The organism is Streptomyces sp. M41(2017) (genome assembly GCF_002078175.1).
In the GTDB taxonomy this organism is placed as follows: Bacteria; Actinomycetota; Actinomycetes; order Streptomycetales; family Streptomycetaceae; genus Streptomyces.
Genome location: NZ_MWFK01000001.1, coordinates 583,396 through 597,604, shown reverse-complemented (window position 1 = coordinate 597,604; position 14,209 = coordinate 583,396). Strand labels below are relative to the sequence as shown.

11 protein-coding genes are annotated in these 14,209 nt (G+C 74.7%); 1 reads left to right on the top strand and 10 read right to left on the bottom strand.

Annotation, left to right across the window (positions count from 1 at the left end; genetic code table 11):
* The first annotated feature begins 134 nt into the window (after positions 1–134).
* Entirely contained in the window at positions 135–1,013 is an 879-nt protein-coding gene (locus B0675_RS02805; protein ID WP_081217135.1) for a hypothetical protein, read from the top strand.
* On the opposite strand, the gene B0675_RS02800 is transcribed toward B0675_RS02805, so the two are convergent.
* The 10 genes from B0675_RS02800 to B0675_RS02750 form a co-directional block, all read right to left on the bottom strand.
* On the bottom strand, positions 1,007–1,633 hold the full coding sequence (locus B0675_RS02800; RefSeq protein WP_081217134.1) for a hypothetical protein: 627 nt from the start codon (positions 1,631–1,633) through the stop codon (positions 1,007–1,009). The two genes, B0675_RS02805 and B0675_RS02800, sit on opposite strands and share 7 nt — an antisense overlap.
* Positions 1,539–2,447, bottom strand: a complete 909-nt coding sequence (locus tag B0675_RS02795; RefSeq protein WP_081217133.1) for an FkbM family methyltransferase — start codon at positions 2,445–2,447, stop codon at positions 1,539–1,541. Before B0675_RS02795 ends, B0675_RS02800 begins: the two co-directional genes overlap by 95 nt.
* Entirely contained in the window at positions 2,444–2,671 is a 228-nt protein-coding gene (locus B0675_RS02790; RefSeq protein WP_081217132.1) for a Trm112 family protein, read from the bottom strand. Before B0675_RS02790 ends, B0675_RS02795 begins: the two co-directional genes overlap by 4 nt.
* Positions 2,668–3,573, bottom strand: a complete 906-nt coding sequence (locus B0675_RS02785) for a hypothetical protein (RefSeq protein WP_081221555.1) — start codon at positions 3,571–3,573, stop codon at positions 2,668–2,670. The genes B0675_RS02790 and B0675_RS02785 overlap by 4 nt, the downstream gene beginning before the upstream one ends.
* A gap of 14 nt (positions 3,574–3,587) precedes the next feature.
* A complete protein-coding gene (locus B0675_RS02780; RefSeq protein ID WP_081217131.1) occupies positions 3,588–4,358 on the bottom strand; it encodes a class I SAM-dependent methyltransferase in 771 nt (256 codons plus the stop codon).
* Positions 4,355–6,007 carry a condensation protein gene (locus B0675_RS41845; protein WP_241539683.1) on the bottom strand — a complete coding sequence of 551 codons (1,653 nt, stop codon included), beginning with the start codon at positions 6,005–6,007 and terminating at the stop codon, positions 4,355–4,357. The genes B0675_RS02780 and B0675_RS41845 overlap by 4 nt, the downstream gene beginning before the upstream one ends.
* Positions 6,004–10,779 carry an alpha-(1->3)-arabinofuranosyltransferase family protein gene (locus tag B0675_RS02765; protein WP_081217130.1) on the bottom strand — a complete coding sequence of 1,592 codons (4,776 nt, stop codon included), beginning with the start codon at positions 10,777–10,779 and terminating at the stop codon, positions 6,004–6,006. The genes B0675_RS41845 and B0675_RS02765 overlap by 4 nt, the downstream gene beginning before the upstream one ends.
* Positions 10,776–11,486 (bottom strand): class I SAM-dependent methyltransferase, encoded by a 711-nt coding sequence (locus B0675_RS02760; RefSeq protein WP_241539889.1) that lies wholly within the window; start codon positions 11,484–11,486, stop codon positions 10,776–10,778. Before B0675_RS02760 ends, B0675_RS02765 begins: the two co-directional genes overlap by 4 nt.
* A gap of 71 nt (positions 11,487–11,557) precedes the next feature.
* Positions 11,558–12,709 carry a glycosyltransferase family 4 protein gene (locus B0675_RS02755; RefSeq protein ID WP_081217129.1) on the bottom strand — a complete coding sequence of 384 codons (1,152 nt, stop codon included), beginning with the start codon at positions 12,707–12,709 and terminating at the stop codon, positions 11,558–11,560.
* Between the two features lie 277 nt (positions 12,710–12,986).
* Positions 12,987–13,964 (bottom strand): DUF3068 domain-containing protein, encoded by a 978-nt coding sequence (locus B0675_RS02750; RefSeq protein WP_081217128.1) that lies wholly within the window; start codon positions 13,962–13,964, stop codon positions 12,987–12,989.
* Positions 13,965–14,209: the final 245 nt, after the last annotated feature.

Sequence of the window (14,209 nt, the reverse complement as noted above, 5' to 3'; positions counted from 1 at the left end):
CCGCCGGACGACCGGTAACCGCTTCGCCCGGGGGCACGGGGGGTTGTTAGCCTGCGGCGGGATCGTCCCGAAGTGGTGCGCCGGTGCGGCGCGTCCGTGGCCGTACGCCGGTGTCGTACGAGGAGGGAGTCGTCGTGGCCCGTATCGCGCTCGTCACGTACAACCCGGGCGAGGAGCCCACCGTCGACCGGGACCTGGCGGTGCTGCGGCAGGCTCTGGAGGACGCCGGGGCCGAGGCCGCCGTCGTGCACTGGGACGACCCGGACACCGACTGGGCCGCGTTCGACCTGGCGCTGATCCGGTCGACCTGGGACTACAGCTGGCGGCTGGCCGAGTTCACCGAGTGGGCCGAGCGGTGCGGGGGCCTGACCCGGCTGCTGAACCCGGCGCGGGTCGTGCGCTGGAACACGGACAAGCGGTATCTGGGGGACCTCGCGGAAGCGGGCGTCCCGGTCGTCCCGACCCGGTACCTCGCGCCCGGTGACGCCGTCGACCTGCCCGGTGACCACGAGTTCGTCGTGAAGCCCACCGCCGGGGCGGGCGCGCGCTACGCCGCCCGGTACACGCCGAAGGAGCGCGAGACGGCGGTCGGCCAGCTCACGCGGATGCACGCCGAGGGGCTGACCGCGATGGTCCAGCCGTATCTGGCGAACATCGACGTCCGGGGCGAACGGGCCCTGCAGTTCTTCGGCGGACGGCTGCTGCACGCCAGCCGCAAGGGAGCCGTACTGGAGCCGGGCACTCCCTACGACGGGGCCAAGACGCCGCATCCGCGGCTGGAGGCCTGGGAGCCCACGGCGGCCGAACAGGCCGTCGCCGAGCGGGCGCTGGCCGCCGTCCCGGGCGGCGCGGACTCCGTGCTCTACGCGCGCGTGGACCTCGTGGACGGCGACGACGGACAGCCCCTGGTGATGGAGCTGGAGCTCGTCGAGCCGAACCTCTTCCTGTTCCTGCACCCGGGGTCGCTGCCCGTCGTCGTCGACGCGATCATCGAGGCCGCCGCCCCTCAGTGACCCGGCGGCGCCGGATCGGGCGCGGGACCCTTCACGGCCACCCGCTGCAGCAGTCCCCAGGTGAACTCCGCCGCGCACTCCTGGCGGACGCCCGACGCGTCGGGAGCCGTGAACGCCAGTCCCCAGCGGGTGGGGGCGGTGCCCTCCAGCGGCCGGACGGGGGCGAAGGCGCGGGCCACCTCGTCGACCGTGCAGGACCAGGGAACCAGGTCGTCCAGGGTCTCCAGGGCGGGGCCCTCGGCGCCGGGGGCCCGCACCAGCCACTCGTTCCAGGCGACGCCGTTCCCGGTGACGAGGACCTCGAAGCGCAGGGTGGGCCACAGCGGGACCGGCCACTGGAGGGCCTCGCAGGCCAGGTCCCCGATGCGGCGTCGCGACGAGGACTCCGGGGCGCCGAGGACCGAGCGGTACCGGGAGGCCGCCGACCGCTGCCGCGGCGCGTGCAGCATCGCCTGCCAGCGGCGGTTGGCCTCTCGCATGTCCGCGATGGACACGCCCAGGGCGTGGCGGGCGTCCTCGACCAGGTCAGGCTGGTGGTCGGCCATGCGGCGCAGCAGGACCAGCTGGAAGTCGAGCGGGGTGAACGGGGTGGTGGGGCGTCTGGCCGGCATGGGATCCATCGTCGCGCACCGGCCGCCCGCCCGGACGCCGGCCGTCCGGCAGGAACAGCACCGAGTTCACGTAACGGGGTCCGCGCGGCGGCAGCACCCGGCGCAGCAACCCGTGTCCGGCCACGTACGCCGTCCGCGCCTGATGCTCCTCCAGGGGGAAGGAGGCGAGCGGCAGCCAGCTCCTGCCGGGCAGCACCCAGCCCGCGTACCCGAGCCCGGCCAGCTGCTCGACGACCGGGGCGACCGGCTGGATACGGGACTCGAGTTCGACGAAGAGGGCGGGCCGGTCGCGGGCCAGCAGGTTCCGGGCGCCGCGCAGCACGGCCGCTTCGTTGCCGTCCACGTCGATCTTGACGAAGCCCACGTCCCGCAGGTCCAGGCTGTCCAGGGTGAGACAGGGCACCTCCAGGGCGCGGGCGTGGATGTCCCTGCGGACCAGTGAGGACACCCCGCGGTCGCCCGCGTCGCCGGCGGGCAGCCACAGCCGGGCGGTGCCGCGGTGGTCGGAGGCGGCGGCGCGGACCACCCGCACGTTGCCCGGGGTGCCCGACGCGAGCAGCCGGGCCAGGTGCGGTACGGGTTCCACGGTCACCACGCGGCGCGCCCGGCGGGCGAGCCGGTGCGTCCAGGGGCCGTACCAGCCGCCGACGTCCACCGCCGTGCCGCAGTCCGGCGGGCAGAGGTCGGCGAGCCGGGCCAGTTCGGGCTCGAAGCGCGGGTAGACGAACCGGGCCGCCGCCGCGACGAGACGGGTGGGCACGAAAGGGGCGACGCGCGCGGCGAGGGTCCGGTCGTCCGCGCGGTGGCCGGCGGACGCGCTCACGGGGTCATCCGCCGCAGGAGTTCCCGGTGTTCGTCCTCCGTCACCTGCTGTCCGGAGGACGGCAGCAGTTGCGGGATGCCGTCCACGACCGGATAGCGTCGGTGCAGACGCGGGTTGTAGAGCGCCTCCGCGGTATGCAGCTCCGCGTCGGGCGGAAGGAGGTGCAGAGGTCCCTTGTCGAGAGGGCAGGCGAGGATCCTCAGCAGCGGGTCGTCGGGGGTCATGGGGGTGTCAGCTCCTTGGCGCCGGGGGAGGGTTGCGGCGCCGTTTCCTGTCCGGGCATGGCGAGCAGGACGGCCACCGCCAGAACGGTGCCGGCCAGCCGCAGGGCGAGCCGGACCGGGTCGTGCGGCAGCGCCTCCCCGAACGTGAGGGTGCCGAGCACCGCCGTGAACAGACAGCTCACGGTCGTGCAGACCGGCACGATCAGCGACGCCCGGCAGCGCTGGAGCGCCGCCTGCGACATGACCAGGCCGAACGCGCCGGTGAAGAGCAGGAGATAGGGGTACGGGGAGCGCAGCAGCCCCAGCACCGCACCGGCCGTGTCGTGGGTCGTCAGCCGGCCCGACACCCCCTTCACGGCCAGCGAACTCACCCCGTACAGCAGTCCCACCGCCACCCCGTACCCGACCCCGCCGGGCGGTGCCCGGTGCGGTTCCCGGGAGCGCCGCTCCGCCCGCCCGTACAGCCACAGGCCCAGGGCGAGCGACGGCAGGCAGACGGTGAGGACCAGCGGGGCGGGAGCGCCGCGGCCGACCGTGTCCGAGCTCTCGCGCAGGGACAGCACGACCATCAGCAGGGCCGCCAGGATCGCCCCGAGCGCGTACCGTTCCCGGCCCGTCGTCCGCTCGCCGAGCAGCCGGGAGGACAGCAGCACGAGCAGCACCAGTCCGGAGACGAAGATGCCCTGGGCGGCGGCGATCGGCAGCGTGCGGTACACGGCGAGCTGTGCGGCGAACCCGGAGGCCAGCGCGAGGGAGCCGCCGATCCACAGCGGGCTGCCGAGGACCAGCCGCAGCAGCCGCACGGGACGCCGGAAGTCCACCTCGGGCATCGTGCCGAGCGCCCGCTTCTCCAGGACGAATCCGGTGCTGTACAGCACGTTCGCGAGCAGCGCCGCGATCACTCCCCACCACATGGCTACGTCCTTCGGGCGTGCAGGAGCAGGATCGAGGACAGCGACGGCACGGCACAGGCCAGCCGGTCCAGCGGCCGCAGCGGGCGCGGCACGCCGTGGAAGGGTGCGCCCGCGAGCCGGACGACCTCGAAGCCCGACGCGGCGACGAACTCCCGCAGGGCGCGGGGCGTGTAGAGCCGCAGATGGCCCACCACCTCCCGCCCGGGACGGCCGTGCACGGCGCGCAGGCTCACCTCGGAGAAGACGGGCTGGACCCCGGCGAGCAGCAGGCCGCGGTTGTACCAGGCGGCGAGGTTGGGGGTGGACAGCATCAGGTGCCCGCCGGGGCGCAGCACCCGGCGGATCTCGTCGAGTGCCCCGTCCGGGTCGACGAGATGCTCGACGACCTCGCTGAACAGCACGGCGTCCGCCGACTCCCGGGCGAACGGCAGCCCGCCGCCGCTGAGTTCACCACGGACCGTGTACGGGACGCGGGTGCGGGCCCGGCGCAGCGCGTCCTGCGACCAGTCGACGCCGACCACCCGGTGTCCGGCGAGGAGGGGCGCCGCGGCCCGGGCGGCGGTGCCGTCGCCGCAGCCGATGTCGAGCACGGTCCGCGCGCCCCCGGTGGCGGGGCCGAGCGCCGCGGCCAGCATCCGTGCCTGGCGCAGGGTGCGGGCGGTTCCGGAGGCGACGGGGACGGCCGGGTCCTCGTAGAAGTCCCGCAGCCCGCCGCCGTGGTGGGCCGCTGCCGTGACCGGATCGGATTCCGTGGACCGGGCGCGGGCGGTCATCGGCCGCTCGCCCCCGTCTCCTCGGTCGCGTGCAGGTAGTCCTCGAAGAGGTCGCGGAGGCGGGCCCCGTCGCTCTGCCCGAGCAGCGAGCGCGACCAGCGCAGCGAGACGTGCAGGCGCCCCGCGGTGGACGCGGTCGTGACGGTCAGCCCGCGGGGGGTGCGGGCGGGCGCGGAGAACCAGACGGCCCGGGCGCGGCCGGCCTCCTCACCGAAGTCCAGGGCGTACGGGATGCGGCCGATGTTGCTGAGCAGGCAGGTCGAGGTCCACGGCCCGGCCGCTCTGCGCAGCCCCTTGGTGACGGCGGCCCGCCAGGCCACCGGGACGACCGGTGCGGTCAACAGGGCTGCCCCGTGCCCGAGTTGCGGTCGGTCGGCGGCCTTCAGCGCCCGGGTGCGGGTGGCTGTGCGGCGCAGCAGCTCGCCCATGCGGGAGGCGTCCACCTCGGCGGGGGAGAACGTCACCTCCACCAGCCGGGTCCCGTTGCCGATCGGCATGTCCGCACCGCGCGGACGGTCGTCCACCGGCATCGTGATGCGCAACGGCCGCGGCCGCTGCCCGTGTTCACGGTTCCAGTGGGCGACCGTCAGCGCGGTGGCGGCCATCAGCTGGTCGTTGACCGTGTAGGGGGAGCCCTGGGGGCGGCGCGGCACGGCGAGTTCGGTGACGATCAGCCCGTTGCCCGGGGTGGCCCCGGGGGCGCCGGAGGCGACCCGGGCGGGCGGCGCCCACACGGACGGGGTGCCCGCGTCCCCGGGCTCGACGGCGTCCGGAGAGCGGACGGGCGGTGCGGCCGGGGTGTTGTCCCGGCCGCCGTACAGTTCCGCCGCGGTCGCGAGCACCCGGAGACAGGCGGGGCCGTCCAGGGCGGTGTGGTTGATGGTGAGGAAGAGGACCGTGCCCCTGCCGGCTCCCGTGGCCGTTTCCGTGTCGGCGCTGGTGCCGGTGGGGGTGTCCGGGCCGGCCCCGGTGTTCTTGCGGGCGGTCGCGCCGGGGTCCCGGGGGCCACGGGCGCCCTCGCGGTCGGTGGGGACGACGCCTCCCGGGCTGGCGGTGCCCTCGCGGACGCCCGCGCCGCCGTCCCCCGGGCTGCCGCTCCCGGTCGTCCCGGGTCGGGCGTTCGTGGCGTCGGTACGGTCCGCCCCGTGCGGTGGGAGACCCGCGCCGACGCCGTCGGGGGTGCCTCCGCGACCGGGGCCGCCCACCGCCTCCGCCGCCCCGCCGGCCGCCGCCGGGCCCACGCCCTCCACCACTTCCAGCCGGACGGGCGGGGACTCCGACAGAGGCGGGGCCGCCTCCAGACACCTGGCCCGCGCGGCCCGCAGGGAGTCCCGGCCGGGCGGTGTGAAGGACACCACCGCCGTGTCCGGTTCCTGGGTCAGCTCCCACTCGTAGCGGCGCCGGTACCAGCGTCCCGGGGCCTCCCGCATCAGTACCCGCGGATGGCGCCGCAGCGCCTCGGTGAACGCGGCCGTCAGCCGGTCCCGGTCGAGCGGGCCCGGGAGATGGATCTCGATGTGCACGGTCTCCGGCTCCGCCTCCTGGAGGCAGTGCCGGGCGACCTCGTCCACCACCGGGAACGGAACGCGCACCGGTCGTCGTGCGGGGCCGTCCGTGCCGTCGCGCGCGGGATGGTCCACCGTGGTCATGAGGAAGCCCCCTTCCCGGGGTCGTTCCGGCGCGCCCCGGGCGGCACGGCCCGCAGCCCCGGCGTACGGAACGGCCTGCGCGGCGCGGGCCGTTCCCCCGCCGGATCACCCTCGGACCGCAGCGGCTCGGGCCCGCGCGCGGACACGGTGGGCCCGGCGACGATCCCGGGCTCCGGCGTCCGGGAGAGCGCGGGGGCCTCGGAGCGCCCGGACTCCGGTGAACCGGCGGGGACCCCGGACGGGACACCACGGGACGGCGGCGGGCTTGCGGCGCGTTCGGACTCGTCACCGCTGGACTGCCGCGTTCCGGAGTCGGATGCGGGTTCCGTCATCACCGACTCGCCTTCTGTCGAGGGGGGTTCGGCGTCGGCGCCACCGGACTTTCCGTTGCCCGTCCGGACGTCGGCGTCGCCCGCACGAGGCGCGTGGGGTACACCGGCCGCTTCCGCCCCGGCCTCCGCTTCTCCCGTCCGCCGCCCGCCGGGCCCCGTAGCGGAGTCCTCCCGTTTCGACAGGTCCGCTCCCCGGCGGGACCGGAACCCCGCCGGAAGGGTGCGCGGACCGTGGGATCCGCCGCGTTCCCGGCGGGGCAGGGGCGCGGCCGCGGGCGGCCCGGGGTCCGGTGCCGCCCCGGGTGGGGCCGGCACCTCCCGGCCCCGTGACGCACCCACGCTCACCAGCCCCGCGAACAGGCCTATCAGGCCCAGGAGTTGGGCAGTGGCGCCGAACGCCCCCTCGCCCGCCGAGGGAGGCGAGCCCGCGCCCGTCGCGGCGGCGATCCCGGCCCCGGCGAGGGCGAGGAACGCGATCGGGACGAGGAGCGGGTGCCGGCGCCGGGCGAGCAGTGCGAGGGCCGGGACCAGCAGGGCGAGGAACCCCGCGACCACGACGCCGACCAGGGTCAGGGCGACCAGCCCCAGCCAGATCCCCGGTGCGGGCGGCACCGGCTGCGGCTCGTCGGGGTTGGGCTCCCGACGGCGCCACACCACCAGTCCCACGAGCACGAGAATGCCGACGCCGCTCGCGATCAGCCCGGCCTCGTAGGTCGTCGCGGGCGCGTACGACAGCGTGACCGTGCCGCCCGCTCCGGACGGGATCCGCCAGCCCTGCTGCCAGCCGTCGAGCCGGACCGGCGTCAGTTCCCTGCCTCCGAGGGTGGCCTTCCAGCCGTCGTTGACGTTCTCGTACGTCGTCAGGTACGAGGCCGCGCCCGAGCCGACCGTCACCTCGCGGCGGTCGCCCAGCCAGTCCCGTATCCTCAGGCCCCGCCCCGTGGTGCTGGCCTCCGCCGGCGTGCCGCGGGTCAGCGTCACGTCCGTCACGGCCAGCGGACCGCCGTCGCCCGCCTCGACCCGGTGCGAACCCTCGGCGAGACTCAGATCGCCTCCCTCACGCCCTTTCTGACAGAGCGTCACCTCGACGGGCCGGCGTTCCACGAGATCCCGTACGGTTCCTTGCGCGCTCGTCCCGTACAGCTTCCCGTCCACCGCCACGACCGGGCCCTTGCCGCAGGACAGTGCGAAGGGCCGGGTCCCGGCGGGTTGCGGGGTGCGGTACCGGTCGAGGCCGGGCACGTACGCCTCGGTCAGGCCGACCGGCAGCCGCAGGCCGGCGCCGGCGACGGGGTTGTGGACGGTGAGCCGGGCCGTCCCGGTCACCTTGATGTCGAGATGGTCGGTGGTGATGGGGTCGAAGCGGGCCCAGCCGTTCTCGTCGACGCCGACGACCGCCGCGCCGTCCGGGGAGCTGATCTCGACCTTCGTCGGCCGGGTCGACAGGCCGCCCGCCGGCGCCAGTACGACGGAGGACACCGGCTGTTCGCCCGGCCAGCTCAGATGGATCGTCGGATCGGAGCCCGCGATCCACGCCGTCGTCAGGTCGCCGTCGGTGAGGTTGCGCGCGGACACACCCGCGCCGAGCCGGGCCGTCGAGTCCGCCGTCGCCGTGATCCGGCCCTCCTGCTCGGGCGCGACCTCGTACAGCAGCCGGTCGAGTTCCGTGCCCGGCACGGGGACGGAACTCGCCTTCAGCGTGTACGTGCCGGCCGTCGAGGTGGAGAAGGCGCGGTGCAGGCCCGCCTCGGTGCCCGTGGGGGAGAGCCCGGTCGGGTCGGTGGAGCGGTGCAGGGAGACGATCTCGGCGGTCGCGTCCGCGCCGGAGGCATCCGTGGGCAGCCGCAGCAGCCGGGTCACCCGCACGTCGGGGAGGCCGATCTCGGAGAAGCCCGCACCGGTGAGCCCGGCGCGCTGCGCGGTCGATCCGGTGATCGTGATGCGCAGCCAACCCGTGGACCCCGGACGGGCCTTGACGCTCTGCTTCCTGCCGTCGGGCAGGAGATAGCTGGAGACGGAGCCCTTCTCGGTCTCCACCCGGACCCGGGTCGCCGCCGAACGCACACCGTCCTGCGGGAGCGGGATCACGTCGAAGGAGGCGGGCATGTCCACGGAGCCGTCGAAGCCGATCCGCAGCCACTGCCCGTCCGCCGACCCCGCCGCGCCCTCCGCCCACGCGGTGCCGGGGTTGCCGTCGAAGGCGTTCACCGGGTCGTACTGCGGGAGATGGAACAGCCAGTTGCCGCTGGACGACGCGGTCACCGACCGGGCGCCGCGCAGTTCCGCGACGGTCTGGTGCCCGACGCCGTCGGTCGGCAGGATCTGCCGCGGCGCGCGCCCCGCGTCCTGCACGCTGTCACTGTCGTTGCGCTGGTCACGCGTGTACGTGTACGAGGTGTTCGCGTCGACCAGACCGAAACGGGTGTCGGCGCGCCGCAGCCCGTCCCCGACGATCTGCACGCCGGCGGTGCCGAGCCCGGGGTGGTTGTCGCCGGTGAGCACGGCCGCGCGGCCCCGGACGGATGGATCGGCGGCGAGCGGGAGCAGCGCCTCGGGACCGCCGGAGACCACGGCGGTGTCCGCGATCGGCTTCAGCCCGGCCTGTCCGGGCCGGGCCACCGCCGTGTCGGCCGGCTCGTAGATCTCCACGGCGCGCTGCCGCGGATAGAGCCCCTCGACCTGGAGCGGGGTGTCGTTCGCGATGCGCCCGCCGGTCGTCACCGGACCGAACCCGGTGACCCGCCGGTAGCCGGACTGCTCCAGCGTCCGCTTCACCGTCGCGGTGGGGACGTAGCCGAGCTGGTCGGGGTCGAGGTCGTTGCGGACCACGACGTAGTACAGGCCGGCCCGGCTCAGGTAGTCCGCCAGTCCCGGGACGTCGCCCCCGGTCAGCAGGGCCTGCTCGACCGCGTCCATGGCGCGCCGGTTGCCCGGGGTGCCGAAGGGCACGTAGTCCCGCTCGGCCCAGCGGGAGCCGGCGAGCACGTCGAGGGGTTCGTCGATGGGGGAGCCCCATGTGTAGATGCCGTGCGCGGTGGCGGGGACGACGAGGGCGCGGGAGTCGGGCGAGTACTTCTCCAGCCAGTCGGCGGTGGTGTGCCAGTACCGGGGCAGCGCCTGGAACGAACCCGGCTGCAGGATCGCGCCGTTGAGGTAGGGCCAGGCGAGGCCCGGCAGCACGAGGACCGCCGCGATCAGCGGGGCGAGGCGTCTGCCGCGCACCGGGCGGGCGCCGTGCGTGCGGGTGGCCACCCCCACCAGGTGCGCGAGACCGAGGACGAGCGCGAGGGCGAGGCCGGTCTGGAACTTGTAGATGTTGCGGAAGGGGACGAGCCGGCCGTTCAGCCAGTCCTGCGCCACGCCGTGGAAGGGCGCCCCGAGCGAACCGCCGTACCCGGCCAGGGTGATGAGGACGACCGACAGGACGGTCAGCACGAGCCACCGGCGTTCGGGCAGGTCCCGTCGCGCCAGACCCGCGAGCCCGAGCCCCGCCGCCAGCGCCGATGAGACGATCACGATCACCGAGGACGCGACGGACCAGCCGGCCGGCAGCCAGGCCTCCCCGAAGTGCAGGTAGGCCACCCAGTTGCCCGCGCCGCGCAGCGACTCGGTGGCCGACATGGTGGCCGTCGTCGTCTGCGAGGTCTCGATGTAGGGGAGGAAGTTCTCGCCGTACACGCCGAGCAGCAGCAGCGGGATCCACCACCAGGCCGTCGCGAGGATCACGCCCGGCACCCACCACCCGATGAGTCTGCGCTGCCGGGGCCCGCGCGGCCGCGTGAGCAGATACAGCCCGACCGGGAGCAGGGAGGCGAGGGTGGCCGCCGCGTTCACGCCGCCCATGAAGGGGACGACGAGCGCCGAGCGCAGGGCCGTGATGCGCGCGGTGTACCGCTCGTCGGCCAGCGGCAGCAGCACCCACGGCAGGAACGCGCCGGGCAGCGCGGCCGCCGAGGTCGACCCGACGACGACGGTGAACACCGGCCACAGCGCGTACGCGACGGCGGCGAGCAGCCGGGACGCGCGGCTGCCCGTCCCCAGCCGCTCGGCCAGCCGGAGCGCCCCCCAGAAGGCCACCGACACCACGACCGACAGCCACAGCCGCTCCGCCAGCCACACCGGCAGATGGACCAGCCGGCACAGCCCGTAGTACGGCAGCATCGGCCAGGCGTAGCCGACGTACTGGTCCTGGATGCCCCCGAAGCCGCCCCGGTCGTGCCACAGCTGCCCCAGGTCGGAGAGGAACTGCCAGGGATCCTGCGACACCCCGAGCTTGGTGTCGAAGGTCGCCCGCCCGGGGTGCACGGCGAGGAACAGCGCGAACACCACGGCCCAGAACCCCAGCAGCCACCGGCGTGAGCGGGGCCCCTCCGGGGGACCGGAGGCGCCTGCTGCGGGGCGGACGGCTGCCGGGGGAGGGGCCTGGACCGTGCTCGTCATGGTGGACACCGCCGGAGGATGAGGAGGAGGTTCCAGGTGGCGAACTCGCGCAGCCCCGGTGCCTTGGTGACGGCTTCCGCGAGGAAGGGCCAGTAGCGGGAACGCGCCGAGACGAGCGTGACGTCGTCGCGGGCGCGGACCTGCCGCAGGGTGGTGCCGACGTGCACGGCGAAGAGGTTCTCGCCGAGGGTGTGCTTGGCGGGCCTGCCCGTACGGCGCCGGTAGCGGGCGCGGGCCCGCTCGGCTCCGAAGTAGTGCCAGGGGGCCCACTCGTGACCGCCCCAGGGGGACAGCCAGTTGGTGAACGCGACGTAGATCAGTCCGTCCGGGCGGGTCACCCGGACCATCTCGCTGAGGAACGTCTGCGGATCGGCCACGTGCTCCAGGACGTTGGAGGAGAAGCAGACGTCGGCGACCCCGTCCGCGAGGGGCAGCAGATAGCCGTCCGCGACGACTGCCCCGCCGGGCGGCTCGGTCCCCAACTCCCTTACGTCCGGCTCGAAGAGGTAGGCCTGGGCGCCGCGCCGGCGGAACTCCTCGGTGAAGTAGCCGCCGCCGCCCCCGACATCCACGACCGTCCGGCCCGCGACGGCGCCGTGCACCGCCTCGACCTGGTCGGCCGCGTCACGGGCGAGCAGCGCGTAGCAGGCCGCCGGGTCGTCCTGCTCGTGCAGGAAGGCCCGGAACAGTGCGAGGGAACGGCGCAGGGAGGGGTCCTTGAGCCCGCTGCCGCCGACCCGACCGGTGCCGGTGCCGGACCGCCGGCGTCCGGCGGCCGTCACGGTGCCCAGCCCCTCACCGCCTCCGCGGCCACCGCCCGGAACCGGCGGACCGTGTGGTTCCAGCGGTAGGCGGCGGCACGGTCGCGGGCCGCCCGGCCCATCAGCGCGCGGCGACGGCCGGACAGGGCGAGGGTGCACCAGGCGGCCGCGAAGGAGGACTCGCCGCGCACCAGCACGCCTGTCTCGCCGTTCACGACGGAGTCCCGGAGCCCCGGCACGTCGAAGGCGATCGCCGGTGTCTCCCGCGCGGCCGCCTCGGTGACCACCAGACCCCAGCCCTCCACCGCGGAGGGGTGCAGCAGCAGCCACGCGGCGCACAGCAGCCGGTGCTTCTCCGCATCGGAGACATGACCCGTGAACTCCACGCCAATACCGGCGAGTTGCTGGAGGCGCTCACGCTCGGGGCCGTCGCCGACGATCACCAGCCGGCCGCCGGTGACGGGCCGGACCCGTTCCCACAGTCGCAGCAGCAGATCGATGCGCTTGTACTCCACCAGCCGTCCCACGGCGACGAACAGCGGCTCGGGCGAGCGCGCGGCACGCGGCCCCGGCTCCTCCACCCCGTTGTGCACGACCCGGATACGGTCCCGTTCGACGCCGATCGCGTGCAGCGCCACCGCCGTCGACGGGGAGACGGCGACCAGCAGGTTGCCGCGCTGGGCGCCGGCCAGCGCCCAGTGTTCGAGGCGCCGGCCGAGCCGCGCGGCGGGCGCGAGCGGTCCGCCGAACCGCATCGGCCACAGGTCCGTGTGCACGTGGTTGACCAGGCAGAGCGTGGGCCCGTGATGCCACAGGGGGGTCAGGTACGGCAGCCCGTTGCACACCTCGACGAGCAGGTCGCAGCCCCCGACCTCGCGGTGGAAGGCGGGCCGGGCGCGCAGGAAGTGCCCGAGGTCGCCGCCCGCCGAGACGACCCGGTAGCCGTGGCCCGACGAGGGGCCGCCGCACACCAGGGTGACCTGATGGCCCAGCCCGGTCAGCCCCTCGGCCAGCCGGTCGACCAGGAGTTCGGAGCCGCCCGCCGCCGGGTTGCCGAGATCGCGGCGGGCGAGGAAGACGATGCGGCGCGGACGCGGGGAGGGCGCCGGAGGATACTGCGCGGCCCGCGGGGACACGGTGCGCGGCGGGGACGGTACGTGCTGGGGCATGGGTGCTCCAACTCGTCTCGGGGTGCGGAACTCAGTGTGGGGGGCTGGACGGGGCGCCGGTCCTCGGTGGTCGTGCCGCCTGGGGTGCCTTGCGTGGGTGACGGGCCGGCGTCGCGGGTGACGCCGGGTGCGCCCGGCGGCGGGGCGCGGGGGCGCTCGGCTGTAACGGGGCTGTGAAAGCGCTGTGTTCGGGTGGGGTGGACAGTTTTCGCCGAGCCGTTCGCGTCGGCTACTCACCGAGGTGACAATTTCGGGGCTTTGTGGAGCTGACGGCACATCACATCGTGAGGGTCGGCGGGGGCGAAGCGGACGAACCGGGATCCCGTCGCCCGCGTACCAGCAGGACGGCCCCCGCCACGGCCAGGAGGAACCCCAGCAGACCGGCGCCGATCGGCAAGGTCGTTCCCAGCAGCCGCAGTTGGCCGCTCTCGGTCCTCGCCTGCTCGACCTGGTCGCGCTGGGTCGCCGCCGTGAACGCCAGTTTCCGGCTGTCCAGCAGCACCGCCGCGTCCTTCGTGCCGCCCGGGGCCCGCAGCGTCCTGCGCGGACCGACCTGTGCGTAGATCACCCGCCCGGTGCGCTGGTCGACGACCAGTTCGACGAGGTGGTTGGCGTACCACTCCTCGGCGAGCACCTGGTTGCGCCGCGGTTGCCCGACCAGCGCGCCCGGCACCTGCCGCGTCCCGGTCCGGGTGGCGGGGACGGACCCGGTGAACCGGTAGCCCCGGTACCCGTGGATCTTCTTCGTGCCCCGGTAGTGCAGGGTGACCGGGGCGCCCAGGGAGTTGTCCCACCACCGGTAGTCGTGTCGGCGCACGTCGAAGGGGAACTTCAGATAGGCGTCGCCCTCGTAGTACGGGTGCTCCCGGCAGCAGTGCACCGGTTCGTTGGACCGCCGGTCGGTGACCCAGCGGCCGGGCATGAACTCCAGCGCGTCGTGCGGGTCGGCGGCCGGCAGGGAGGCGTTCGTGTCGACCGTCGTCGTCACGTCCCAGACCGCGCGGCCACTGCGTTCGCTGTCGGCGACGTCGCCGCGCACCACCTGGGTCACGGTGATGTCCTGACCGGGCACGGTCTCGGCCTTGTCGAGGTCGAAGACGCTGCCGGTGCCCTTGTAGACGGCGGTCGTGTCGATGTCGATCGGGTTCACGGCGGCACGCGGTTCCACGTACCAGGCGAGCATCGGGGCCAGCACGAGCAGGAAGGTGCCGAGGCCGACGAGGATCAGGGAGACGGGCGAGGACTTACGGCGCATCCGGGCACTCCAGTGGCTGAGGAGGCTCGACGCACGGGTGATATCAGCTGGTGCGAGGTGATACGGATGCGTCGACACCGTGGGAGAAAGTGCGCGTGCGGTACGGGCCGGGAACCGTAGGCGCACCCTTGACGGAGTGTCAATGCATTGTCGAGACTGGCTCCTGCCGGGCGGGACCGGCGCAGGCGCTGTCCGTGGGACCGCTCGACCGGTGGTCGCACGGGTTTCCGGGGTGGGGACGACCT

Coding starts and splice junctions, on each gene's coding strand:
- B0675_RS02800 (WP_081217134.1), bottom strand. CDS start 1,633: ATGGATCCCATGCCGGCCAGACGCCCCACCACCCCGTTCACCCCGCTC.
- B0675_RS02790 (WP_081217132.1), bottom strand. CDS start 2,671: ATGACCCCCGACGACCCGCTGCTGAGGATCCTCGCCTGCCCTCTCGAC.
- B0675_RS02780 (WP_081217131.1), bottom strand. CDS start 4,358: ATGACCGCCCGCGCCCGGTCCACGGAATCCGATCCGGTCACGGCAGCG.
- B0675_RS41845 (WP_241539683.1), bottom strand. CDS start 6,007: ATGACCACGGTGGACCATCCCGCGCGCGACGGCACGGACGGCCCCGCA.
- B0675_RS02765 (WP_081217130.1), bottom strand. CDS start 10,779: ATGACGAGCACGGTCCAGGCCCCTCCCCCGGCAGCCGTCCGCCCCGCA.
- B0675_RS02755 (WP_081217129.1), bottom strand. CDS start 12,709: ATGCCCCAGCACGTACCGTCCCCGCCGCGCACCGTGTCCCCGCGGGCC.
- B0675_RS02750 (WP_081217128.1), bottom strand. CDS start 13,964: ATGCGCCGTAAGTCCTCGCCCGTCTCCCTGATCCTCGTCGGCCTCGGC.